Source organism: Ruegeria sp. TM1040, from assembly GCF_000014065.1.
Lineage (GTDB): Bacteria > Pseudomonadota > Alphaproteobacteria > Rhodobacterales > Rhodobacteraceae > Epibacterium.
The window spans coordinates 1,524,370-1,547,227 of sequence record NC_008044.1 but is presented as its reverse complement, the minus strand read 5'-3'; the positions used below and the strand labels follow the sequence as shown (position 1 = coordinate 1,547,227).

Genomic DNA, 22,858 nt, shown 5'->3' with positions numbered 1-22,858 from the left:
GGATGGGCCGTCATCTGGTCTGGATTATTCGACCCAGGTCAGCTTCTCTCCGGTCAGGCAGACCGGCAGGGCGTCGCTGGGCAATTGGCCGAGCTGCTCGAACATCCGCAAGTAGTCAAAGTTCGAATAGAACTCGACAAAGCGGCCATCGCGCACGCGGACACACATCTGACCGGTGAAATCCAATTCGCGCGTCCGGGTCAGATCGTGGGCACGTACCTGTACGCGCACCATCGCCAGATCGCCATCATCCATGCTGTGGGTGATGGTCACATAAGGCTGATCCAGCCGCGCCTTGAGCGCGCCGACCACTTCCTTGTAGTCCACACCGGGGGCTGCTACGCCGTCGAGCGCGCCATTGAAGGTTACATCCGGGTCCAGAAGCTCGTCGATGACGGAGAGGTTGTCTTTGTTCCAGACTTCTTCGAACCAGTATTTCAGCAGGGCGCTGTTTTTCATCTCAGAGAAGCTTCATCATCTTAACAGTTACCAAAGGCGCCGCCTAAGTGAAGTTACACATAATGTCGAGAGCCATAACGCCGTAACTTCGCAACCCTACCGTTAAATAGCGGTGCGGTGTCGAGAATTTCCTGTCAAACTTTATGGAGATCGGGGCGCAGACGCCACCGATGGCCCCTGTGCAGAGGCTATTGCGCGGGGGTGTCTTCGGAAATGGGAGAACGGAGGCTCAAGGAGAGGAGTGCAGGTTTCTGTTGCCAGGTACCTGCGAACCCCGCCTAACGCGGCTAGGCGCTAGGACTTAAAGTCGGTTCGACTCGAACTGCTTACGCAGCCAGAGCAACCGGAGCACGATTGTCGTTTGCAATTGTACTGTTTTCGCCGGTAACGGTGGCAGACAGCCGAGACAAAGCTAACCCCTTTAGACGTCCGTCGATCCTATTTCGGCCCCCCGGTTCCGAATAAACTCCCCAAACGAAGGAGAAAGCCGGAAGTGATTTGGTGGAGCCGCCGGGTACCGCCCCCGGGTCCGATCCGCTTATTACGAGCGCGTTTATGTCCATAGTTCCCGAAGGAACACTCCAAATATAGGGTGGTTTGGAGGGGAGTTAAAGGGGAGAATTGACGTGCTGACGCGCGTTGCCTCCGGCGGGGATATTTGAAAGAAGATGAAGAGGGTCAGCGTTTTGTCGCGCGGCGGGCAAAGACATCGGCGGCGAGGTTGCGCGTTTCCTCCTCTAATGCGCTGAGACCCGCGACTGCCGCGTCTCCCTTGCCGGCTTCGATGGCATCGGCGACGGTGGTGTGCAGCGCAAGAATGGTGGCGCGGTCTCTTGCGGTGAAGGTGATCATGTTCATGAGGGGCTGCATCGCCTCGACGGCACCGGCAAGCTGGTAGGACAGGACCGGATTATGCGCGCCATCCACCAGAGCGCGGTGAAAGGCCACGTCAGACGCGCAAAAGGCCTCATCCGTGAGGCCGGGCTGACCCTGTCGAAAGATCTCGGCGCGCATGGTGGCCAGCTGGTCGGCGGTGCGACGCTCTGCAGAAAGCGGCGCGCAGGCCCGCTCCAGCGCATAGCGCGCTTCGCAGGCCGTATCGAAACTCACCGCATTCATGCTGAGCAGAAGGGTCGAGGTGGTGATCTGCTGGCTGTAAGCATCCTCAAAACTCAGCCGATTCACAAAAGCCCCGCCAGACGCGCCGCGTTGTGTGCGGATCAGCGATTGCGCTGCGAGCCTCTTCAACCCTTCGCGCACGGTGGCGCGGGAAACCTGGAACTGCTCGGCCAGTTCGGCCTCCGAGGGCAGGCGTTCGTCGACAATCAGTGCGCCAGAGATGATGGCGTCGCGGATTGCAGTGGCAATCTGAGCGGAGAGATCAGCGCTGCTTTTGGGATCGATCTTCACGAGTATGTGCCCTCACGTCAGATTGGGGGGTGAAAATTTTCATTTGTCAGACATTTAAAAGTCTGACATTTGATTCACAAGAGGGAATGAGTCGCAGCGAGACGGGGAGGTCATCGCAAACGCCATGCTGAAAGCACGCCTGACACAGAGTATTCGCCAGATGAGCGGCCTGCATTGGCTCTTGCTCTTTGCTGGTATTCTTCTGGCCTGGGCTGGGCTCTTTGCCATGTCGGTGCCTGCGGATCTGCGTGCAGCGGGGCAGGTCTACGGGGCGGATTTCTGGCTGGCACTCTGTACAATGACCGCGGATGCAGCCGGTGCGGGCAAGATGGTCCTGATGTGGGGTCTGATGTCGGCCGCGATGATGGCCCCCACCGCGCTTCCGGCTTTTGCCACCTATGACGATCTGAGCCAAACCGGTGAGAACACTCGTTTTGGTGATCTGGTGTTTGGCTATCTGACGGTCTGGATCGGTTTTTCGGTGCTTGCGGCGGCGCTGCAATTGGGGCTGGTTCGCGCGGATCTCATCACCGTGTTTGGCGATAGTCGCTCGGGGCTTTTGTCTGGCGCTTTGCTGCTGATTGCGGGCGCCTATCAGTTCACACCACTAAAGGACTCCTGCCTGTCCAAGTGCCGTCGACCGCTGGTGTTCTTCATGCAGCACTGGGACGAAGGGCCTTGGCGCAATGGCCTGCGTCTGGGCGCGGTCTGTTTGGGCTGTTGCTGGGCGCTGATGCTGCTGGCCTTTGTCGGCGGGGTGATGAACCTCGCATTTATGGCGCTGGCGACGGTTTTTATGGTTTTGGAAAAATTGCCCGAAATCGGGCGCTGGTTGACCCGCCCAATGGGCGTGATCCTCTGCGCAAGCGGTCTTTGGGTTCTGATGACATCTATCTGAATTTGGAGGAGAATTCACATGACAAATGACAGCATCAAGTCTGAGACAGAGGTCGCGCCGCGCGATCAGAGCGCGGTTGGAACAATTCCTTGGGCGATCAAGGGCGAGTTGATCCTGAACTGCAACTGCACCGTGTTCTGCCCCTGCGTCGTGTCGCTGGGCAAGCACCCGCCGACCGAGGGCTACTGCCAGGCCTGGGCTGGCGTACGCATCGACGAAGGCCATTACGGCGATGCAGACCTTTCGGGATTGAATGTCGGGCTTGTGCTGGAGATTCCGGGTCTCATGGCGCGCGGCAACTGGAAGGCCGCCGCCTATATCGACGAACGCGCCAGCGACGCGGCCTATGAGGGGCTGATCGATGTTTTCTCTGGAAAAGCAAGAGGTACCACCGGTCTCTTCAAAGTGCTCGTCAGCGAATTCCTCGGCGCCGAACGCGCACCGGTGCTGTTTGAGACTGAGGGTAAGACCCGGCGTCTGATCGTGGGCAAGCAGATCCACGGCGAAGTGGTTCCGGTAGGTGGTGCCGACAGCGACCAGGACATCGTGGTGACCAATACCGAGTATTGGATGGGCCCCGATATCACCGTTGCAACCGCCACCAAGGGGCGTGTGCGCGCCTTTGGTCGTGTCTGGGATTTTGACGGCCGCTCTGCCGAGATCTGCCAGATCGATTGGAAGGGGCCGCGCTGACGCGCAGCACCTACGTGACCGAGCGGCGGTCGCGTCGTGATGCGCCGCTCGCCCTCAACTCATGGTATGAAAGGGTTTGCCATGACCGTTCTGAAACCTGCCATTTCCCTCTCTCGGCGCCTGCGTCGAACCCCTTTTTCGGAGGGCGTCGAAGCCGCTGGAGTCAAAGGCTACACCGTCTACAATCACATGCTGCTGCCCACGGTGTTTGAGAGTGTCGAAGCCGACTACCACCACCTCAAGCGTCATGTGCAAGTCTGGGACGTCGCCTGCGAACGCCAGGTGGAACTGCGCGGCCCCGACGCCGGACGCCTGATGCAGATGCTGACCCCGCGCGATCTGCGTGGCATGATGCCCGGTCAATGTTACTATGTCCCCATCGTCGATGAGACCGGCGGGATGCTCAATGATCCCGTAGCCGTAAAGCTCGCAGAGGATCGTTGGTGGATCTCCATTGCGGACAGTGATCTGTTGTACTGGGTCAAGGGGATCGCAAACGGCTGGCGCCTTGATGTGCTGGTGGATGAACCGGATGTTTCGCCGCTTGCGGTGCAGGGCCCCAAGGCAGAGGACTTGATGGCGCGTGTCTTCGGCGAGACTGTGCGCGCGATCCGGTTTTTCCGCTTTGGCGTCTACCAGTTCGAAGGACGCGATCTGGTGGTGGCAAGGTCGGGCTACTCAAAGCAGGGTGGGTTCGAGATCTACGTCGAAGGCGGCGATCTTGGCATGCCGCTCTGGAACCGTCTGTTTGAGGCTGGCGCAGATCTCGAGGTGCGTGCGGGCTGTCCCAACCTCATTGAGCGGATCGAGAGCGGTCTTCTGAGCTACGGCAATGATATGACCGACGACAACACACCGCACGAATGCGGCCTTGGGCGGTTCTGTAACACCCACACGGCCATTGGGTGTATCGGGCGTGATGCGCTGCTGCGGGTGGCCAAGGAAGGCCCGGTGCAGCAGATCCGCCCGATCGAGATTTCCGGCGAAGCGGTGCCGCCCTGTGATCAATTCTGGCCGCTCGTTGCAAATGGGCGTCGTGTCGGTCGGGTCTCCTCGGCCACCTGGTCGCCGGATCATGCCACGAATGTTGCGATCGGCATGGTCAAGATGACGCATTGGGATGCGGGGACGCAGCTAGAGGTGGAGACACCGGATGGAATGCGTACTGCTCTGGTGCGCGAAAATTTCTGGAATTAATGGGAGAGATCAACATGTTCAAAGCCCTTGTTATGACGCAAGACAGCGAGAGCGGCAAAGCCGCTGCTGAAATTCAGGATCTGACCCTTGAGGATCTGCCGGAAGGAGAGGTCACGGTCGCCGTCTACTATTCCACCGTGAACTACAAGGATGGCCTGTGTCTCAGCCCCAAGGGCGGCGGATTGGTGCGCAATTATCCGCATGTGCCGGGGATCGATTTTGCCGGCACCGTCGAGAGCTCCTCTGATGAGCGCTACGCCCCGGGCGATAAGGTGGTCCTGACCGGCTGGCGCGTGGGCGAAGCCCATTGGGGCGGCTATGCACAAAAGGCCCGTGTCAAGGCGGATTGGCTGGTGCCGCTGCCCGAAGGGATCACGCCCCGTCAGGCGATGGCCGTGGGCACTGCAGGCTTTACTGCGATGCTGGCGGTGATGGCGCTGGAGGATCACGGGCTGAAACCCGGAACGGGACCGGTTCTGGTCACAGGCGCGGCCGGGGGCGTTGGCTCCGTGGCGACGGCGATCCTCGCCAACCTCGGTTACGAGGTGGCTGCCGTTACCGGGCGTCCCGAGACAGCCGACTACCTCCAGAGCCTCGGCGCAACCCAGATCGTGCCCCGCGAGGATCTGAACGAGACCGTAAAACGCCCGCTCGAAAGCGAGACCTGGGCAGGCTGTGTCGACGCGGTCGGGGGGGATATGCTGGCGCGCGTGCTCGGGCAGATGAAATACGGTGCCTCGGTTGCGGCCGTGGGGCTTGCGGGCGGTGCGGCTCTGCCGGCCACTGTGATTCCCTTCCTTCTGCGTGGTGTGAACCTCCTCGGCATCGATTCCGTGATGCAGCCCTTTGAGAACCGCCAGCGCGCTTGGCAGCGAATTGCCAGCGATCTGCCGCTCGAAAAGCTCGACGCCATGATCCAGCCCGCATCACTGACCGACCTGCCAAAACTCGGCGCCGATATTCTGGCCGGGCAGGTGAAGGGGCGCGTCGTCGTCGACGTCAACGCCTGAGACCATGACATCCGAGTTCTGGCGCGGCGCGAAGTCGCGCCAGAGCGTTTCCGGGCTTGATCTTGGCGCTTGGAATTGCACTGTCTTTGCCAAGGCTGCAAAGGGAGCATGAAACGCGCCATGGATATCGAATTTGTCCGCAAACAATTTCCGGCATTTGAACAGCCCTCTTTGCAGGGTCAGGCCTTCTTTGAGAATGCAGGCGGCTCTTACACCTGCCGGCAGGTGATCGACCGCCTGTTTCGATTTTACACCGAGCATAAGGTCCAGCCCTACGCGCCTTATGCCGCCTCCGAGGCAGCCGGCGCCGAGATGGATGAAGCGCGCAGTCGTCTGGCGGCGATGCTGGGTGTCTCTGCGCAGGATCTGAGCTTCGGTCCTTCGACAACCCAGAATACCTATGTGCTGGCGCAGGCCTTCCGGGGCTTCTTGAAGCCGGGCGAGAAGATCATCGTTACCAATCAGGACCATGAGGCCAACTCCGGCCCGTGGCGACGCTTGGCCGACGAGGGCATCGAGGTGCTGGAGTGGCAGATCGATCCTGCCACCGGCCATCTTGAACCGAGCGCGCTGGAGGATCTCTTGGACGAGAGCGTGCGGCTGGTCTGTTTTCCCCATTGCTCCAATGTGGTGGGCGAGATCAATCCGGTCACGGAAATCACTGCGCTGGCCCATGCTGCGGGGGCTTTTGTCTGCGTTGATGGCGTCTCTTACGCGCCGCATGGTTTGCCGAACGTGGGTGAACTGGGGCCGGATATCTATTTGTTCTCCGCCTATAAAACCTATGGCCCTCATCAAGGGATCATGGTGATCAATCCCGCTCTTGCCGAGCTTTTGCCCAATCAGGCGCACTACTTTAACGGGGATGTTCCTTACAAACGCTTCACCCCCGCCGGACCCGATCACGCGCAGGTCGCCGCCTGTGCGGGAATGGTCGACTACTTCGAGGCGCTCGCCGAACATCACAACGCACCTGAGATCACAGGCACAGGGGCGGGCGCCTTTGTGCACGATCTGATGCGCGAGCAGGAGATCTCCTTGTTGCAGCCGCTCCTGGATGCGGTGAAGGGGCGAAACGATGTGCGCTTGCTTGGCCCCGCGAACGCCAAAGAGCGTGCCCCGACCGTCGCGCTTGCGCTTGGGCGGGCAGCAGAGCCCGTTGCCAAGCAATTGGCAGAGCTTGGGATCATGGCGGGGGGCAGCGACTTTTACGCAGTGCGTGCGCTCAGGGCAATGGGGGTCGACCCCGCGCAGGGCGTGCTGCGGCTGAGTTTTACTCACTATACCGATCAATTGGAGGTGACAGCGCTGATCGAGGCCCTAGATCGCGTCCTGTAAAGACTGATCGAGCAAGGGATAAAACTGACCATGGCTGACACCCGACCGGTGATCTGGTGGATTCGGCGCGACCTGCGCCTGCGCGACAATCCAGCCCTCAGGGCCGCGCAGGAGGCGGGCGGACCGATTATCCCGCTCTATATCCATGACGCGCAAGAAGAGGCCCTCGGGGCCGCGCCAAAGTTCCGCCTTGGCCTCGGGCTTGAACGGTTTGCCAAAACGCTCGAGGAGAAAGGCAGCCGTCTCATCGTCCGCCGTGGCGACGCACTCGAGGTGCTGCGCGAGGTCATCGCGGAGAGCGGCGCCGGACATGTGATCTGGTCGCGGCTCTACGATCCGGCGGCCACAAAACGTGACGCAAAGATCAAGGAAGCACTCAAAGCGTCTGATATAAAGGCAAAATCCACGGGTGGGCGGCTGCTATTCGAACCTTGGACCGTCGACACCAAGGACGGCGGCATGTACCGGGTATATACGCCGTTCTGGAAGGCAGTCCGTACGCGCGATGTCGCGGAGCTGACTGCCGCCCCCTCCCGGTTGGCCGCGCCCGAGAGTTGGCCGTCAGGTGAAGCGCTCGCGGATCTTGGCATGGATGCCGCAATGCGTCGGGGTGGCGCGATTGTTGCGCAACATTGCCGTGTGGGAGAGGACGCAGCCCTCGCGCAACTGGATGATTTCCTGACGGAACGGGTTTCGAACTACAAAGCCCATCGGGATTTTCCCGCCCGTGCTGCCACCTCGGAGCTTTCGGAAAATCTCGCCTGGGGGGAAATCAGCCCACATCGGATGTGGCATCTGGGCGCGCAGGCGATGCAGGACGGCCAGCCCGGCGCGGAGCATTTCCTCAAAGAGGTTGTCTGGCGCGAGTTTGCCTATCACCTGATGCATCGCTCGCCACGCATCCTGACGCGAAACTGGCGAGAGGAATGGGACGGTTTCCCCTGGCAGGACGACCCTGGCGACGCTTTGCAGCGCTGGCAACAGGGACAGACCGGCTATGATTTTGTCGATGCCGCGATGCGAGAGCTCTACGTCACCGGCAAGATGCACAACCGCGCTCGGATGATCGTGGCAAGCTTTCTTACCAAGCATCTGATGATCCATTGGAAATACGGATTGCAGTGGTTCGAGGACTGTCTTGTCGACTGGGATCCCGCTTCGAACGCGATGGGCTGGCAGTGGGTGGCGGGTTCCGGTCCTGATGCGGCGCCCTTTTTTCGCATTTTCAACCCGGATGGTCAGCTCGAGAAGTTCGACCCCAAGGGAGACTATGCGCGTCGGTGGCTGCCCGAAGGCCAGGCCAACCCGCCCGAAACCGCGATGGCATACTTTGAGGCGATCCCGCGCAGGTGGTCGCTTCATCCCGACCAGTCGCGTGTTTCACCGATTATCGGTTTGAAAGAGGGCCGCGAGCGCGCGCTTTCTGCCTACAAAGAAAGCCGCAATCAGAGCTGAGCCACGCGGTCGTGGCGATGGGTACACAGGTTGTCTTTGGGGCGGTGTCTGCTGTGGGTTTGCGCTGGATTTCTGCGCGACCTGCGCATAGCCTCGCCGACAGTCTCGCAATTGCAGGAAATCAAATCCCCATGCCCACCGCCGCCCGCCTCGTGGCCGCCGTTGCCCTTGCTCTTCTGGCGTTTGTCGTATCCGGCCAGATCATGCCCTTGATGCCGGATGACACGGATTTTGGCTATTTTACCTTTGTGAACATGGGGCTGGGACTTGTGATTGGCTGGAAGTCTATCGGTCCGCGCGCCGGTCGCGGATGGGCGGCGGGCATTACAAACGGGATCACCGGCACTGCGGTGCTGGTGCTGTGGGGCCTCTTCATTCAGGGCGCCGTCGAGATGTTTCGCCTCGCAAAGCGCAGCATTTATGATGGCCCGTTCGAAGCTTTGGCTGCGATCTTTACCATCGCGCTGGAGTATTTCTTCATCATGGCGGTCCCGAGTGTTCTGTTGACCCTCGCTGTGGGGGGAACATTGATCGGCATGGCGGTCGAGATCGCCAGCAAGCGCTGGAAGTGATTCAGACCTAGCGGCAGTCATGGATCATGCTGCGCCCGCCCAAGAGCGATTAAAGTCAGCACGTTCCGCAAAACCCCACACAGCATGGACAGTGTTGTGATGATGCCCGCCGCGGCGCGATGGTTTTGCGGGCAAGTCAGACGCAGTGGAACCACGGTCGCGCCGAAATCGTCCCCGACAGGCGAAACGCCAGCCTGCGCGCGCTCTGGACCCTTGTGATCGCGCCGGTGCCCAGCTACATCAGAGGGGAACGAGCGAAAGGGAATTTCATGCGCATTGCACGCGATCTGGCCGATGCGGTCGGCCATACCCCTCTGATCCGACTGAACAAAGTCAGCGAAGAAACCGGTTGCGAAATTCTTGGCAAGGCGGAGTTTCTGAACCCCGGCCAATCCGTGAAGGACCGCGCCGCGCTCTACATCATCAAGGACGCTATCGCCCGCGGGGAACTCAAACCCGGCGGCACGATTGTAGAAGGTACAGCGGGCAATACCGGCATTGGGCTTGCGCTGGTCGGCGCCTCCATGGGCTTCAAGACCGTGATCGTGATCCCTGAAACCCAGTCCGAAGAAAAGAAGGACATGCTGCGTCTGGCGGGGGCACAGTTGGTTCAGGTGCCTGCAGCGCCTTACAAGAACCCCAACAACTATGTGCGCTACTCCGAGCGCCTGGCAAACGAGCTGGCCAAGACAGAGCCGAATGGCGCCATCTGGGCCAATCAGTTTGACAATGTGGCCAACCGTCAGGCCCATGTGGAAACCACCGGTCCCGAGATCTGGGAGCAGACGGGCGGCAAGGTGGATGGTTTCATCTGTGCTGTTGGCTCCGGCGGGACGCTTGCCGGGATTGCCGAGGCGCTGCAGCCCAAGGGCGTGAAGATCGGCCTTGCCGATCCCAATGGCGCCGCGCTTTATTCCTACTACACCACTGGCGAGCTGAAGTCCGAGGGCTCCTCGATCACAGAAGGGATCGGTCAGGGCCGGATCACCAAGAACCTCGAGGGGCTCACCCCAGATTTCAACTACCAGATTCCGGACGCAGAGGCGCTGCCTTATGTGTTTGACCTTCTGCACGAAGAGGGGCTGGTGCTTGGCGGATCTTCCGGCGTGAACATTGCCGGCGCAGTGCGTCTGGCCAAGGAACTGGGGCCGGGGCACACCATCGTTACCATCCTGTGCGACTATGGAACGCGCTATCAGTCCAAGCTCTTTAATCCGGAATTCCTCAAAGACAAGGGCTTGCCGGTCCCCGACTGGATGACCCATACTCCTGCTTCAATTCCCGGAGTATTCGAGGACATCTGAATCAGATGACTTATTTGAGAACGCTTTTTCAGGTCGGCCTTTTGGGGCTGACCTGTTTGCTTTTGCCTATTGTTGCTTTGGCGCAGGAAACCGGCGGGCAGACCCGGCTGCACGAGGCCCGCGATCTGGTGCAGACCGCCGCTTCTGGCAAATTGGGCGAGTATTATGAGGCCTGGCAGCGCACTGCAGATCGTGCAGAGCGGGTGCTGGATGCCGGACGCGCGTCCAATGGCGCGCTGGAGGCCCTGCGGCTGGAGCTGACGGAGTATCGTCAGCAATTTCTCGACGCAGGCAGCCAGAATGCGGATCGCCTGAGAACTCTTCGCGCACAGATCGAGGCACTCGGGCCACCGCCCGAAGAAAATGGCAGCGAGCCTGAAAACATTGCCAAACTGCGGCAGGAGTTGCAGAGCCAGCTTGCCAACCTCAGCGCGCCGCAGGTGCTGGCGGATCTCGGCTATAGCCGGGCGCAGGGTCTGATTACCGAAATCGACAAGCTGATCCGAGAACGCGCAACCCGCACGCTCTTGGAGCGCGCGCCAATGCCGGTCAATCCCGAGCACTGGCCGACCGCCTTCTCTGACACGGCAAAGGTGCTGGGCGCGTTCTGGTACGAGACCGCAACCCTTCTGTCGAGCGCGGCCACGCTTGAAACCATCCGGGGCCGTTTGCCGGTCCTGCTGCTGTTTACTGCCGGGGCGCTGCTGCTCTTGGGGCGCGGACGCTACTGGGCGCGTCGTGCGGGCACCCATCTGCGCGAACTCGGCTGGCGCGGCACAGGCGTCTGGCGGTTCATCGTCTCGCTTCTGCAGGTGCTGTTGCCCTATGTGGGGACGGTTCTTCTGGTGCGTGCGATCGATATGTCCGGTGTGCTGGGCGTCAGGGGGACATTGCTGTTGGATGATGTGCCGCTGTGGTCCTTTATCCTGTTTGCTTCGCATTGGCTGGGCGAGCGGCTTTATGTGTATCAGATCACCAATGAGCTCATACCCTTTGAGCCGCGCTTTCAGCGTCAGGTGCGTGTGATCCTTGTGTCGCTGGCACTTGTGCTGGTGATGCAGATGATGCTGGATCGTCTCGACACCATCGAGAATTTCACCGATGCGACCTATGCGGTATTGAGCTGGCCTCTGGTCATTCTCGCTTCGCTGTTCCTGGTACGTCTGAACCGTATCCGGGTGCGCCAGCGCCGCCTCGAGATCGAAGAAAACGGCGGCAGCGAGGATGAGGGCGCCATTGCGGCCGGGGCCAATCGCGCCATGTCGCTTCTGCGGCGGGCGGTGTTCATCATGGCCCTTGTTGCGCCGATCCTTGGGGCTCTGGGCTATATTAACGCAGCAATCGCAATTGTTTACCCGGTGATCCTGACGCTTGGTCTGGTCACCACCCTGATGATCCTGCAGCGGTTCCTGTCGGATATATACGGATATGTCACGCGCAACGGTCAAGGCGCGGAGGACTCGCTCTTTGCAGTGATCACCGGCTTTGTACTGGCCCTGCTGTCGCTGCCCTTCTTTGCGCTGATCTGGGGCGCGCGGACCTCGGATTTGACCGAACTCTGGTCGCGCTTCCTCGAAGGCTACAGCATCGGCGACACCAAGATCTCTCCGACGATCTTCCTGACGTTTGTGGTGATTTTTGTCTGCGGTTATGTGCTGACCCGGCTCTTGCAGGGGAGTCTGCGCTCGTCACTGCTGCCAAAGACCAAGATTGACCCCGGTGGGCAGAACGCGATTGTGTCCGGTGTCGGCTATATCGGCATCTTCCTGTCGGCGCTCATCGCGGTTTCTACCGCCGGGCTCGACCTGTCGTCGCTCGCGATTGTTGCCGGTGCGCTCTCGGTCGGGATCGGCTTTGGCCTGCAGACGATCGTGTCGAACTTCGTGTCGGGCATCATCCTGTTGATCGAACGACCGGTCTCCAAGGGAGATTGGATCGAGGTAGGCGGGCTCATGGGCTATGTGCGTGACATCTCTGTGCGCTCCACCCGGATCGAGACGTTTGACCGTACCGATGTGATTGTCCCGAACTCGGATCTGATCTCCGGCACCGTCACGAACTATACCCGAGGCAATACTGTTGGACGGGTGATCGTTCCGGTTGGCGTGGCCTATGGTACCGATCCGCGCAAGGTCGAGGAGATCCTCATGGAGGTTGCGCAATCGCATCCTATGGTCCTGATGAACCCGGCACCTTCGGTCGTGTTCCAGGGCTTTGGGGCGGATAGTCTCGACTTTGAGATCCGCGCCATCCTGCGCGATGTGAACTGGGTTCTGTCGGTGAAGTCCGACATGAACTACGAGATCGCCAAGAGATTTACGGAAGAAGGGATCGAGATTCCCTTTGCCCAGCGTGACATCTGGATCCGCAATCCCGAGGCGATCCAGACCAGCAAAGAGTCACCTCAGGCCGAGACCTCGACTTCAGCAGGCGCATCAACGCATGCGGCTCGGCTCAAACCCGATCTCGACGATCTTGCGCAGGATCAGGACGCCGACGCAGAGGGCGATGGCGACGGCGACCGCTAGGTCTGAGCTCGCCTGCAAACTGATGCCACCAGAGTGCGCCGCTGCCGGGAGATCCCGCAGCGGCGCTTTCTTTTGTGGCGCCGAGGGCAGGGGGGCGGACCCTTAAAGACTAGGCGTGGGCTGGGGATAATTCCCTCATGGTGACAGCGACTTAGGGTAAAATCGGGGGCGGCGAAAAAAACTGAACTTTTTCTCAGAAAGCCTATTGCAATCCCCCCCGGAATGCATCAAAAGTCGCCCCCACGGAGAGGTGGCCGAGTGGTCGAAGGCGCACGCCTGGAAAGTGTGTAGGCGGGAAACCGTCTCCAGGGTTCGAATCCCTGTCTCTCCGCCATAACCCCCAATCAGCATTCTTTCTTCAAAGATCTGCAATTCGGCAGGGTTCTGGCGATCCGTTTGGCGTCGAAGCCAGCCTATCACACGGTTCGATCACATGTCGCGCGGGAAGGCGGCTGTCGCAAAAATTTCATACCAATCAGCAATCTCGGGCGTGAACTATCCGCGCTGAGGCGATAGGACCTGCTGCAAGGCTCTTTATGAAAGGCAAGGATCACATGCGGCTCGATCACGATATTGAAAACGCGCTGATTTCCATGGTCAGAGATGCGGCGCGCATTGAGATCATGCCGCGGTTTCGTAATCTCTCGGCAGGGGCGATCTCGGCCAAGACCTCTTCTATCGATGTGGTGACCGTTGCGGACGTCGCGGCAGAAGAACATATGTCCCGCGCGGTAGAGAACATTTTGCCCGGCGCCGTCGTCATCGGCGAAGAGGCTGTCTCTGCTGATCCCCGCGTGCTCGATCAGGTGGGACAGGCCGAAGTCGCAGTGATCGTGGACCCGATTGATGGGACGTGGAACTACGCCCATGGTCTGTCGACATTTGGGGTAATTCTAGCGGTGACGCTGCGCGGACAAACTGTGTTCGGCCTTTTGTATGATCCGGTGAGCGATGACTGGGTGCAGACAAGCCTTGGTGGTGGAACCTGGATGGCGGCCCCCGGTCTTGAGGCACGGCGCCTGCGCGTCGCCCCTGAACGCAGGTTCTCCGAAGCCACGGGTTTTGTGCCGCATTTCGTCTTTGCCAAGGAGGAACAACTGGCCGTGGCGCAAGGAATGGTGCGCGCCAAGCGCACAACCTCCTTGTTCTGTTCCTGCCACGAATATCGGATGATGGCGCAGGGCCACGTCGATTTTGTGCAGACCGAGGGGTTGAATTGCTGGGACCACGCGGCGGGCGTTCTGGCCGCGCTTGAGGCGGGGGGACATGCGCAGCTTTCGGATGGGCGTGCCTATGATCCGGCCCTCACCACAGGGCGGCTCACCGTCTCCAGCGGCGAAACCCTGACCCAAGAGGCGATTTCGGAATTTGGTCTCGGCTGAGGCTTCAGGCTTGGCGGTGCGAGGTTGCTGATCTAGGCTTTGGTCTGCGACAGGAGGTGCCCCATGGCCAAAGACGATATTGCCAACAACAACATCGCAGAGCCGCTGATCACGCGACACGATGATGCCGGCGTTGCGCGGCTCACCCTGAACCAGCCGCGCCGGATCAACGCGCTCTCGGAGGCGATGCTCCATGCGCTGCAGGCGGCACTGGATGAAATCGCCGAGGATCGCAGCGTGCGAGCGGTGATCCTCAGTGGCGCTGGGGATCATTTTTGCGCCGGTCACAACCTAAAGGAAATGACCGAAGCGCGCGCTGGTGACGATGGCGGCTTTGAGTATTTCCAACAGCTTTTTGCAACCTGCTCGCGGATGATGCAGACCATTGTGGAGCTGCCGCAGCCGGTCATTGCCGAGGTGTCGGGGATCGCGACTGCTGCAGGCTGTCAACTGGTTGCCACCTGCGATCTTGCGGTCGCTTCCGAGGATGCGCGGTTTGCGACCTCCGGGGTGACGATTGGTCTGTTCTGTTCCACGCCGATGGTGGCGCTGACCCGCAATCTATTGCGCAAACATGCGATGGAGATGCTCTTGCTTGGCGAATTTATCCCGGCCTCCCGTGCGGCCGAGATCGGACTGGTCAACCGCGTGGTGCCGCTTTCAGATCTCGCGCAAGAAACCACCGAACTGGCGCGTCGCATCGCCGGCAAATCCCCAGCCGCGATCAAGATCGGCAAATCGGCCTTTTATGAGCAGGCGCAGATGTCGCTGGCCGAGGCCTATGCCTGCACCGGTCGTGCCATGGCCGAAAACATGATGGCGCGAGATGCCGAGGCGGGTATTGGCGCATTTCTCTCCAAAGCCCCTATGCCGGATTGGACAGGCGAGTAGGGCGTGGCCTGGTTACGTCGAGTTTGACCCGCAGGCGTAACGCTATGCAATCGCGCGATTCGAGCACTTTGTGCCACGTTCAGTGAACAAAGGCGTCAAACTGTTTGAACTCGCGCGCGTGTTTGCAACAATCCAGGGATTGTCGCCCGAAGGATTTTCAGCAAGCGAGGGGGCGCTTCTGGCCTGTTGTTGGTTTCGACCTCGGAAACAAAGATCGCTCCGGTGGCGTCACTTTGGTTGGCCAATTGGTTGGGCAGTCCAATTTGCCTCAAATTATCACATAATTTTCAAGATCTCTGCGCATCGGGCCCAAGGTCCTTAGCCCGTTTGGAAACAATCCTGCATCCAGACTCCTCCGAAACTGCCCCTGAAATCAGCGGTCTGGGGCTCGACGGGCCTCTTAGAGCTAGGTGCGATCAGGGCGCTCGGCTATGTCTTTACCTCCAGACGCGTGATACAATCACAGCGAGGATAGGGTTTCCTGAATACAACCCAAAGAAAAGACAGTGGAGGAGACCACAGCATGAACAAGACATGCGAACGCACGTCTGGCGACTGTACGGGCGAGAGCAAAGCCCGCGCCGCCAGCGATCGGGTCACGCCCTGTTTTACCCCCGGCACCTTGATTGCGACTCCGCGCGGTGAACGCTTGGTCGAGAACCTTCAGGTGGGGGACCGGGTGATTACCCGTGATAATGGCATCCAGGAAATCCGCTGGTTTGGTCACAATGCGATGGGGCCGCAGGATCTGTCCCATGCCTCCCATCTGCAACCCATCCTGATCCGGCAGGGGGCCCTTGGCAATGGGCTGCCCGAGCGCGACATGATGGTGAGCCCCAACCACCGCGTTCTTGTGGCGAACGATAAAACGGCGCTCTATTTCGAGGACCGCGAGGTTCTGGTGGCCGCAAAGCACCTCACCGGTTTGACTGGAATTGATGCCATTGTGACAACCGCAGTGACCTATATTCATTTTATGTTCAATCAGCATGAGGTCGTGCTCTCTGATGGCGCCTGGACCGAGAGCTTTCAGCCGGTGGATCAGTCATTGCGCGGTTTGGACAATGCCCAGCGCAATGAAATCTTTGAACTGTTTCCCGAACTTCGCACCAAGGAAGGGCAAAAGGCCTATCCCTCGGCACGGCGCGAGTTGAAGGAACGCGAAGCGCGGATGTTGCTGCACTGATCAGACGTCACCTTGGCGCGCGCGCCACTTGGTCCAGTCTTCGGGCGTGTCCAGATCCGTGAGCGCATGCGCGCCCGGCAGCGCGATCAACTGCACCGCCTCCTGTTTGAGAAGTTCCCGCGCGCCCGCATCGCCCGTGAGCGTTTGCAGCGCATCAAAGCATCGGCGTGGAAACAGCACGGGGTGACCTGCTCGGCGAGCGCCGCTTTGATCTGTGCCGCTTGCACGTAGAATAGCCCCCTCTGGACCGGCAAATTGCTCTGCCATTTTCAGGAAATCCGCAGCAGTGATTTCGGGCATGTCGGCTGGCAACACCATGACACCGTCGATATCGCCCGCCAGAGCGGTGATGCCCGCGCGGAGCGAGGCACTCAATCCTTCGACCGCATTCGGAACCGCAACCAGATGAGCCTCGCCCGCAGCACTGGCGCGCGGGTGTTCGAGATGCGGCACAGTCACATAGACCTCACATCCCGATGCGCGCGCCGCATCGCTCAGCCCCGCAACCAGGGGGCGGCCGTTCACCTGTTCCAACAATTTGTCACGCCCGCGCATTCGTGACGATGCGCCCGCCGCCAGCAGGAGAATGGCCAATTTCGGCATATGTTGTGACGGGCCAGCGTTCATCTCTTGCCCCATCGAGATCAGGCGGGTTGTGTATGCGCCAGCGCCTCTTGCAGCACCTCAAGCACCTTTTCAGAGGGCACATCGGCGGTGACAAAGGCCGCTCCGATGCCGCGCGCGAGGATGAAGCGCAGCTGACCATCCACGACCTTCTTGTCCTGCGCCATGAGATCCAGAAGCTCTTGGGCGGGGGGAAGATCGCCGGGAATGTCCGAGAGGTCTGTTTTCATGCCCATCGCCTTGAGGTGCGCGCGCACGCGGCTGGGATCTTCCTGACTGCAGAGGCCGAGGCGGGCTGAGAGCTCAAAGGCCAACGCACAGCCGATCGCCACGCCTTCGCCATGCAGCAACCGGTCGCTGTAGCCGGTCGCCGCTTCCAGCGCGTGACAGAAGGTATGACCAAGGTTCAACAGCGCCCGGTCGCCTTGTTCGGTTTCGTCGCGGGCCACGATGTCGGCTTTCATCTGAACCGAACGCGCCACGGCTTCGACCCGCAGCGCCATGTCACCTGCCGCCATTGCCGGGGCATTTTCTTCGAGCCAGTCAAAAAAGGCCGCATCGCCCAAGAGCCCGTATTTCACCACCTCACCGTAGCCGGCAAGAAAATCGCGCTCTGTGAGCGTGCCAAGAACCGCTGTATCGGCCAGTACCAGGCTGGGCTGGTGGAAGGCGCCGATCAGGTTCTTGCCTTGCGGAGCGTTGATGCCGGTTTTGCCCCCGACGGAACTGTCGACCTGCGCCAGCAGGGATGTGGGGATCTGGACAAAACGAACGCCCCGGCGCAGCACGGCTGCGGCAAAACCCGCCAGATCGCCGATGACGCCCCCGCCAAAGGCAATGACGATGTCGCCGCGCTCGACTTTCTTGTCCAAGAGCCACTCCACCGCGCGGGTGAACTGGGGCCAGCCTTTAGTGGCCTCGCCGGGCGGCAAGGCAAGTGCTTCCATCTCGATGCCGTCGGCTGCGAGTCCCGCGCGCAGAGCCTCAAGATGAAGCGCGGCCACGGTCTCATCCGTGAGCACAGCCACTGTCTTGCGGCGCAGGAGGGGCGCAATACGCTGGCCCGCCTGTGCAACAAGATCGGGGCCGATCACCACATCATAGGCGCGCGCGCCAAGGGGAACGTGAACGGTTTGTTCCATCAGTCAAACTCCAGTACATCCGGTCGGGTGCGCAAGGCCTCCAGCACCCGGTCCACCATATTGTCGATCGAAACCTGCCCGTCAGAGATCACCTTGAGATCCGCCATCGCGTAAGTTGGCACCCGCGCGTGATACAGGTCCGAGAGCGTCTGGTAAGGGTCGGCGGAGCGCAAAAGGGGACGCGTGTCGCGTCCTTTTACGCGTTTCCACAACACATCAAGATCGGCTTGCAGGCAGACCGAGACGCCGATCTCGGAAATCATGGTGCGATTGCGCTCCGCGAGAAAAGCGCCACCGCCGGTCGACAGGACACCGCATTCCTCTTTTAGGAGGCGCGCGATCACCTGATGTTCTTTTTCACGAAAGAACGGCTCGCCATCGCGGGCAAAGATCTCGGGGATCGACATATTCGCGGCAGACTCGATCTCATGATCGCTGTCGAGAAAAGGGACGTCGAGGCGGGCAGCTAAGGCGCGCCCGACTGCGGTCTTTCCCGCTCCCATCATACCCACCAGCACAATGGTCTTTTTTAATCGTCCCGGCGCGCGAGTTTCTGCCGTCGCATCGCTGATTTGGTGATTTTCGCTCATTCTTCTGTGAATGACGTGATATTGGCAAAAAGGCCATATATAAAACTCTCAAAACACACAAAGAAGCAGGCTCCGGGACACCCATGGCACGTTTGATAAAATACCTTGCTATTCTTATTGTACTCGCCGCAATCGCACTGATTGCTTATGCGTATGTGGGGCCTTGGTTTGGGGCGGATTTCTCGGCGCCCTCGGAAGAAGTGCGCAAGCCTGTGGTGCTCAATGCCGACTAAGACTGCATCGCTGGCGATCGGCGTCTTTTTGCTTGCGAGCGCGCCCGGAGACGCGCGCGAGCCGCTGGCCGCGATTGACTGGCTCAACAGTGCGCCGCCGGTTGCCAATATTCCAACGACCCTGCTCCAGGAACCCCCGGTCGCCAAGAGCGCCTATGGGCCGGACATTACCGTGACCCCGCTTGAGCGGCTTCTGCCGCCTGTGGGGCTGGTGCCACAGTCGCGCACCGGGCTTCCGATCACACTCTGGCAGGGCAGCCCGCCGGACCAGCTTGCGGGTTTGATCCGTGACGTGCCGGTTCAGGATCTGCCTTCGATGCAATCCTTGCTGATGACACTGCTGCTGACGGAAGCGCGCCCGCCGTTTCGCGACAATGATGAAATCCTGCTGGCGCGGCTCGACCGGCTGCGTGATCTGGGCGCGACGGAACCGGTGCAGGCCCTTGTGCAAGAAGCAGGCCCCACCGAGAGCGCTGCACGTTTTGAGCGCTGGTTTGACGCGACGCTTTTGAATGGGGATGAGGACCGCAGCTGCGCGGCGCTGACGGCCGATCCCTATTTGATGCAGGATTATCCGGCGCGCATCTTTTGCGCTGCACGCCGTGGGGATTGGCCAACGGCGGCATTGATGCTGGAAACAGCCGATGCGCTCGGGCTCCTTGAGTCTGATGATATGGCACTGCTGGATCGTTTCCTGAACCCGGACATCTACGAGGGCATGCCGCCGCTGCCGCTGCCGCAGAACCCGACCCCGCTCGAATTTCGCATGTTCGAGGCCATCGGCGAACCCATGCCGACCCGGTCGTTGCCACGCGCCTTTGCCAGTGCGGATCTGCGCGATGTGGCGGGCTGGAAGGCGCAGCTCGAAGCGGCAGAGCGCCTGACCCGCAGTCGCGCCATGAATCCCAATCAATTGCTTGGCCTGTTTACTCAACGAAAGCCCGCAGCCTCGGGAGGCATTTGGGATCGTGTCGATGCCGTGCAACGCTTTGACGCGGCGCTTGGGACCGGCAGTGCCGAAGCGGTGCGCAAAACCCTGCCTGCGTTCTGGGCGGCTGCACAGGCGGCAGGGCTTGAGATGGCGATGGCAGATCTGTTTGCGCCGCGTCTGGCCGGTATCGTGCTCGACGGTCCGGCCGCACAGATCGCCTGGCACATGCGTCTGCTCTCGGCAGAGTATGAGATCGCCGCACAGTCTCCGCCCGACCAAAGCCGCGCGACGCGGTTCCTCGTCTCCCTCGCTCAAGGCACCCCTGCGATGGATCTGGCCTCGACACCACAGGAAAAGGCGATCGCCCGCGGTTTTGCCGCAGATAGCGAGATGCCAGCCGCCCAGAAACTGTTGCTTGACCGGGCCCGCTTGGGGGAGGCCATCCTGGTGACCATGAAGAGCTTTAGCCACGGTGCCGACGGCAATATCGAGGCAATCACCTTGTCACTCGCGGCGTTTCGGCGGATGGGTCTTGAAGACAGCGCCCGCCGCGCAGCGCTGCAGCTCCTGTTGTTGCCGCGAGGAAGCTGAACCATGCTGGCACCCGCGGACGATCTGCAATGGATTTCGACCTTTCTCGATGCGCAGGCCGCAGAACTCGGTGCAGCGCGCAACACGCTGCTGGCTTACGGGCGGGACCTTCGGAATGTCACCACCTGGATGCGCACCAAAGGGCAGAGCTTTGCGCAGATGCAACAGGCTGACATCGAGGCCTATCTGATCTCATGCGATGCCGAGGGGCTGAGCCGCGCCACGCGTGCACGCCGCTTGTCCGCGATCAAGCAGATTTACCGTTTTGCTTTTGAAGAAGGATGGCGGCAGGACAACCCTGCCTTGCAGATCAAAGGACCGGGGCGCGACAAATCACTGCCCAAGACCCTTGATGAGGCAGAAGTTGATCGCCTCCTTGCTGCCGCGCGCGAAGTCGGGCGAACCGAGGCCGACAGGTTGCGCAACACCTGCCTGATGGAGCTTTTGTACGCGACGGGCATGCGGGTGAGCGAGCTGGTCTCGTTGCCGGTGTCCGCCACCCGAGGTGATCCCAACATGCTGTTGATCCTCGGCAAAGGTGGAAAAGAACGTATGGTCCCACTGTCGCCACCCGCCCGCGCGGCGCTGGGGGCGTGGATCGTGCTGCGCGACAGTCTTGAGGACAAGCGCGAAGGGCAGGGGCACAAGGCATCGCGCTTTCTCTTTCCCTCGCGCAGTAAAGAGGGCCATCTTACGCGGCACCGGTTTTATCTCCTGATCAAAGAACTGGCGGTCGCAGGCGGCGTCTCGCCCGAAAAGGTCACACCGCATACTCTGCGTCATGCCTTTGCCACGCATCTGTTGCAAAACGGTGCAGACCTCAGGGCGATTCAGGCGCTCTTGGGGCATGCGGATATTGCGACAACCGAGATCTACACCCATGTGCTGGATGCGCGGCTGGCGGAGTTGGTACACCAGCATCACCCGCTTGCGGCAAAAGACGACGAAACTCGTTGATTTCGGGGGGCGCGCCGCTTGAACCACGGCGCTCTGCACCCCATAACCACTGAAACCCCACATCAATCAGGACCCTAAAATGGACAGCGCTACAGCCGCACTTGACACTTCCTTCTGGATTACCGCCGGGGGCATTGTTTTGTTGTTGGTTCTCTCCGGGTTCTTTTCGGGATCCGAGACCGCTTTGACGGCAGCCTCACGCGGCAAGCTGCGCAGCCAGGCCGACAAGGGATCGCGCGGCGCCGCGCGCGCACTCGAAGTCACCGAGGACAATGAGAAGCTGATCGGTTCGGTTCTTCTGGGCAACAACCTCGTGAACATCCTTGCCGCCTCGCTTGCGACGGCGCTTTTCACCAAACTCTTTGGAGAGAGCGGCGTGGCGCTCGCCACGCTCGTCATGACGCTTCTGGTGTTGATCTTTGCAGAGGTGCTGCCCAAGACCTATGCGATCACCAACTCCGAGAAGGCTGCGGCCGCGGTCGCGCCGATCATCGGCTCGCTGGTGAAAATCCTGGCCCCGATCGTGGGCGCGGTGCGCTTTCTCGTGCGCGGTGTGCTGCGGGTCTTTGGTGTAAAAATCGATCCCGACAGCCACATCATGGCGGTGCGCGAGGAAATCGTGGGCGCGCTTCAGATCGGCCATTCCGAAGGTGTGGTCGAGAAAGAAGACCGCGACCGTATCCTGGGGGCGCTTGATCTCTCTGACCGCTTTGTCGAAGAGATCATGCTCCACCGTTCAAAGATCGAAATGATTGACGCGGAGGCCGATCCCGAGGCGATTCTGGAGCAATGTCTGACGTCCTCGCACACGCGTCTGCCGCTCTATCGCAAGGATCAGGAAAACATTATCGGCGTGGTGCATGCCAAGGACCTGCTGCGGCAGATGTATGCCAAGATCGGTGGCGCGGATGGGGATGCCTCTGCGCTGCGTGATTTTCAGATCACCGAGGTCTGCAAGCCGCCCTATTTTGTGCCCGAAACCACGACGCTTGATGACCAGATGCGCCAGTTTCTGCGCATGCGGACGCATTTTGCGCTGGTGGTGGATGAATATGGCTCGCTGCAGGGGCTGATCACGCTTGAGGATATTCTCGAAGAGATCGTGGGCGAGATCACCGATGAATTCGACCCCGCCGAGCAGAGTTTTGCGCGCAAGACCAGTGATGGGAATTTCATCGTCGAAGGGGCGACCACGATCCGCGATCTCAATCGTGCGATGGATTGGAACCTGCCGGATCTTGAGGCAAACACTGTTGCAGGCCTGGTTATCCATGAGGCACAGATGATCCCAACGGTGGGGCAGGTGTTCTCTTTCCACGGGTTCCGGTTCGAAGTGACGGCCCGCGAAGGCAATCGCGTGACGCGGCTGAAGATCCGCCCCCTGCACGGCTGACACCGCAACCTCAGTGAGTTTGTGCCTGTGTTTCGCTTTGGGCGCCGCGCTTCGTACAAGATGAATGGTTTCTT

Annotated in this window: 21 protein-coding genes, 1 tRNA gene and 1 other RNA gene; 17 read left to right on the top strand and 6 right to left on the bottom strand. The window is 60.3% G+C overall.

Features of this window, described 5'->3' with window-relative positions:
• Positions 1-24: 24 nt before the first annotated feature.
• The 3 genes from TM1040_RS11605 to TM1040_RS11600 all read right to left on the bottom strand — a co-directional run bounded on the left by TM1040_RS11605 (position 25) and on the right by TM1040_RS11600 (position 1,869).
• On the bottom strand, positions 25-459 hold the full coding sequence (locus tag TM1040_RS11605; RefSeq protein WP_011538784.1) for an ester cyclase: 435 nt from the start codon (positions 457-459) through the stop codon (positions 25-27).
• A gap of 240 nt (positions 460-699) precedes the next feature.
• Positions 700-1,076: a transfer-messenger RNA gene (ssrA, locus tag TM1040_RS20035) on the bottom strand.
• A gap of 61 nt (positions 1,077-1,137) precedes the next feature.
• Positions 1,138-1,869, bottom strand: coding sequence for a FadR/GntR family transcriptional regulator (locus TM1040_RS11600; RefSeq protein WP_011538783.1), 732 nt, complete (start codon positions 1,867-1,869; stop codon positions 1,138-1,140).
• A 124-nt stretch (positions 1,870-1,993) separates the two neighbouring features.
• Between TM1040_RS11600 and TM1040_RS11595 the strand changes: the two genes are divergently transcribed.
• The 13 genes from TM1040_RS11595 to TM1040_RS11535 all read left to right on the top strand — a co-directional run bounded on the left by TM1040_RS11595 (position 1,994) and on the right by TM1040_RS11535 (position 16,323).
• Positions 1,994-2,767 (top strand): DUF2182 domain-containing protein, encoded by a 774-nt coding sequence (locus TM1040_RS11595; RefSeq protein WP_011538782.1) that lies wholly within the window; start codon positions 1,994-1,996, stop codon positions 2,765-2,767.
• An 18-nt stretch (positions 2,768-2,785) separates the two neighbouring features.
• Positions 2,786-3,460, top strand: a complete 675-nt coding sequence (locus TM1040_RS11590) for a DUF1326 domain-containing protein (RefSeq protein ID WP_011538781.1) — start codon at positions 2,786-2,788, stop codon at positions 3,458-3,460.
• A gap of 81 nt (positions 3,461-3,541) precedes the next feature.
• Positions 3,542-4,657, top strand: a complete 1,116-nt coding sequence (locus TM1040_RS11585; protein WP_044026751.1) for a dimethylsulfoniopropionate demethylase — start codon at positions 3,542-3,544, stop codon at positions 4,655-4,657.
• 14 nt (positions 4,658-4,671) lie between these two features.
• Positions 4,672-5,667 carry an acryloyl-CoA reductase gene (acuI, locus tag TM1040_RS11580; protein ID WP_011538779.1) on the top strand — a complete coding sequence of 332 codons (996 nt, stop codon included), beginning with the start codon at positions 4,672-4,674 and terminating at the stop codon, positions 5,665-5,667.
• A 108-nt stretch (positions 5,668-5,775) separates the two neighbouring features.
• Complete coding sequence (locus TM1040_RS11575) at positions 5,776-7,005, top strand: aminotransferase class V-fold PLP-dependent enzyme (protein ID WP_011538778.1); 1,230 nt, start codon at positions 5,776-5,778, stop codon at positions 7,003-7,005.
• 30 nt (positions 7,006-7,035) lie between these two features.
• Positions 7,036-8,460, top strand: a complete 1,425-nt coding sequence (locus TM1040_RS11570; RefSeq protein WP_011538777.1) for a cryptochrome/photolyase family protein — start codon at positions 7,036-7,038, stop codon at positions 8,458-8,460.
• A gap of 131 nt (positions 8,461-8,591) precedes the next feature.
• The gene (locus TM1040_RS11565) at positions 8,592-9,032 is read left to right on the top strand and encodes a TrgA family protein (protein WP_044027129.1); all 441 of its coding nucleotides are present in this window, start codon (positions 8,592-8,594) and stop codon (positions 9,030-9,032) included.
• A 269-nt stretch (positions 9,033-9,301) separates the two neighbouring features.
• Complete coding sequence (locus TM1040_RS11560) at positions 9,302-10,336, top strand: cysteine synthase A (protein ID WP_044027127.1); 1,035 nt, start codon at positions 9,302-9,304, stop codon at positions 10,334-10,336.
• A gap of 5 nt (positions 10,337-10,341) precedes the next feature.
• The gene (locus TM1040_RS11555; protein WP_011538774.1) at positions 10,342-12,864 is read left to right on the top strand and encodes a DUF3772 domain-containing protein; all 2,523 of its coding nucleotides are present in this window, start codon (positions 10,342-10,344) and stop codon (positions 12,862-12,864) included.
• Positions 12,865-13,108: 244 nt separating this feature from the next.
• A tRNA-Ser gene (locus TM1040_RS11550) sits at positions 13,109-13,198 on the top strand.
• Between the two features lie 202 nt (positions 13,199-13,400).
• The gene (locus tag TM1040_RS11545) at positions 13,401-14,246 is read left to right on the top strand and encodes an inositol monophosphatase family protein (RefSeq protein ID WP_254658877.1); all 846 of its coding nucleotides are present in this window, start codon (positions 13,401-13,403) and stop codon (positions 14,244-14,246) included.
• Between the two features lie 63 nt (positions 14,247-14,309).
• A complete protein-coding gene (locus TM1040_RS11540) occupies positions 14,310-15,137 on the top strand; it encodes an enoyl-CoA hydratase (RefSeq protein ID WP_011538772.1) in 828 nt (275 codons plus the stop codon).
• A gap of 523 nt (positions 15,138-15,660) precedes the next feature.
• Positions 15,661-16,323 carry a Hint domain-containing protein gene (locus TM1040_RS11535; RefSeq protein ID WP_011538770.1) on the top strand — a complete coding sequence of 221 codons (663 nt, stop codon included), beginning with the start codon at positions 15,661-15,663 and terminating at the stop codon, positions 16,321-16,323.
• Here the strand turns inward: TM1040_RS11535 and TM1040_RS11530 are convergent, their stop codons facing one another.
• The 3 genes from TM1040_RS11530 to TM1040_RS11520 are packed head-to-tail and all read right to left on the bottom strand — an operon-like array spanning position 16,324 to position 18,679.
• Positions 16,324-16,950 carry a nucleotidyltransferase family protein gene (locus TM1040_RS11530; protein WP_011538769.1) on the bottom strand — a complete coding sequence of 209 codons (627 nt, stop codon included), beginning with the start codon at positions 16,948-16,950 and terminating at the stop codon, positions 16,324-16,326. It lies immediately after the preceding gene.
• A 17-nt stretch (positions 16,951-16,967) separates the two neighbouring features.
• The gene (aroB, locus tag TM1040_RS11525; RefSeq protein ID WP_011538768.1) at positions 16,968-18,089 is read right to left on the bottom strand and encodes a 3-dehydroquinate synthase; all 1,122 of its coding nucleotides are present in this window, start codon (positions 18,087-18,089) and stop codon (positions 16,968-16,970) included.
• On the bottom strand, positions 18,089-18,679 hold the full coding sequence (locus tag TM1040_RS11520) for a shikimate kinase (protein WP_011538767.1): 591 nt from the start codon (positions 18,677-18,679) through the stop codon (positions 18,089-18,091). Before TM1040_RS11520 ends, aroB begins: the two co-directional genes overlap by 1 nt.
• An 83-nt stretch (positions 18,680-18,762) precedes the next feature.
• Here TM1040_RS11520 and TM1040_RS20305 point away from each other — a divergent pair, with 83 nt between their 5' ends.
• The 4 genes from TM1040_RS20305 (at position 18,763) to TM1040_RS11505 (ending at position 22,784) form a co-directional block, all read left to right on the top strand.
• Positions 18,763-18,912, top strand: a complete 150-nt coding sequence (locus TM1040_RS20305; RefSeq protein WP_011538766.1) for a hypothetical protein — start codon at positions 18,763-18,765, stop codon at positions 18,910-18,912.
• Entirely contained in the window at positions 18,902-20,434 is a 1,533-nt protein-coding gene (locus TM1040_RS11515) for a hypothetical protein (RefSeq protein ID WP_011538765.1), read from the top strand. The genes TM1040_RS20305 and TM1040_RS11515 overlap by 11 nt, the downstream gene beginning before the upstream one ends.
• A gap of 3 nt (positions 20,435-20,437) precedes the next feature.
• A complete protein-coding gene (locus TM1040_RS11510; protein ID WP_011538764.1) occupies positions 20,438-21,391 on the top strand; it encodes a tyrosine recombinase in 954 nt (317 codons plus the stop codon).
• Between the two features lie 79 nt (positions 21,392-21,470).
• Positions 21,471-22,784: an HlyC/CorC family transporter gene (locus TM1040_RS11505; protein WP_011538763.1), complete on the top strand. Its 1,314-nt coding sequence runs from the start codon at positions 21,471-21,473 to the stop codon at positions 22,782-22,784.
• Positions 22,785-22,858 lie beyond the last annotated feature (74 nt).

What these genes read in the sequence shown, in the direction of transcription:
- TM1040_RS11605 (WP_011538784.1), bottom strand. Translation starts at nt 459, where the DNA reads ATGAAAAACAGCGCCCTGCTGAAATACTGGTTCGAAGAAGTCTGGAAC.
- TM1040_RS11595 (WP_011538782.1), top strand. Translation starts at nt 1,994, where the DNA reads ATGCTGAAAGCACGCCTGACACAGAGTATTCGCCAGATGAGCGGCCTG.
- TM1040_RS11590 (WP_011538781.1), top strand. Translation starts at nt 2,786, where the DNA reads ATGACAAATGACAGCATCAAGTCTGAGACAGAGGTCGCGCCGCGCGAT.
- TM1040_RS11585 (WP_044026751.1), top strand. Translation starts at nt 3,542, where the DNA reads ATGACCGTTCTGAAACCTGCCATTTCCCTCTCTCGGCGCCTGCGTCGA.
- acuI (WP_011538779.1), top strand. Translation starts at nt 4,672, where the DNA reads ATGTTCAAAGCCCTTGTTATGACGCAAGACAGCGAGAGCGGCAAAGCC.
- TM1040_RS11575 (WP_011538778.1), top strand. Translation starts at nt 5,776, where the DNA reads ATGAAACGCGCCATGGATATCGAATTTGTCCGCAAACAATTTCCGGCA.
- TM1040_RS11570 (WP_011538777.1), top strand. Translation starts at nt 7,036, where the DNA reads ATGGCTGACACCCGACCGGTGATCTGGTGGATTCGGCGCGACCTGCGC.
- TM1040_RS11565 (WP_044027129.1), top strand. Translation starts at nt 8,592, where the DNA reads ATGCCCACCGCCGCCCGCCTCGTGGCCGCCGTTGCCCTTGCTCTTCTG.
- TM1040_RS11560 (WP_044027127.1), top strand. Translation starts at nt 9,302, where the DNA reads ATGCGCATTGCACGCGATCTGGCCGATGCGGTCGGCCATACCCCTCTG.
- TM1040_RS11555 (WP_011538774.1), top strand. Translation starts at nt 10,342, where the DNA reads ATGACTTATTTGAGAACGCTTTTTCAGGTCGGCCTTTTGGGGCTGACC.
- TM1040_RS11545 (WP_254658877.1), top strand. Translation starts at nt 13,401, where the DNA reads ATGAAAGGCAAGGATCACATGCGGCTCGATCACGATATTGAAAACGCG.
- TM1040_RS11540 (WP_011538772.1), top strand. Translation starts at nt 14,310, where the DNA reads ATGGCCAAAGACGATATTGCCAACAACAACATCGCAGAGCCGCTGATC.
- TM1040_RS11535 (WP_011538770.1), top strand. Translation starts at nt 15,661, where the DNA reads ATGAACAAGACATGCGAACGCACGTCTGGCGACTGTACGGGCGAGAGC.
- TM1040_RS11530 (WP_011538769.1), bottom strand. Translation starts at nt 16,950, where the DNA reads ATGAACGCTGGCCCGTCACAACATATGCCGAAATTGGCCATTCTCCTG.
- aroB (WP_011538768.1), bottom strand. Translation starts at nt 18,089, where the DNA reads ATGGAACAAACCGTTCACGTTCCCCTTGGCGCGCGCGCCTATGATGTG.
- TM1040_RS11520 (WP_011538767.1), bottom strand. Translation starts at nt 18,679, where the DNA reads ATGAGCGAAAATCACCAAATCAGCGATGCGACGGCAGAAACTCGCGCG.
- TM1040_RS20305 (WP_011538766.1), top strand. Translation starts at nt 18,763, where the DNA reads ATGGCACGTTTGATAAAATACCTTGCTATTCTTATTGTACTCGCCGCA.
- TM1040_RS11515 (WP_011538765.1), top strand. Translation starts at nt 18,902, where the DNA reads ATGCCGACTAAGACTGCATCGCTGGCGATCGGCGTCTTTTTGCTTGCG.
- TM1040_RS11510 (WP_011538764.1), top strand. Translation starts at nt 20,438, where the DNA reads ATGCTGGCACCCGCGGACGATCTGCAATGGATTTCGACCTTTCTCGAT.
- TM1040_RS11505 (WP_011538763.1), top strand. Translation starts at nt 21,471, where the DNA reads ATGGACAGCGCTACAGCCGCACTTGACACTTCCTTCTGGATTACCGCC.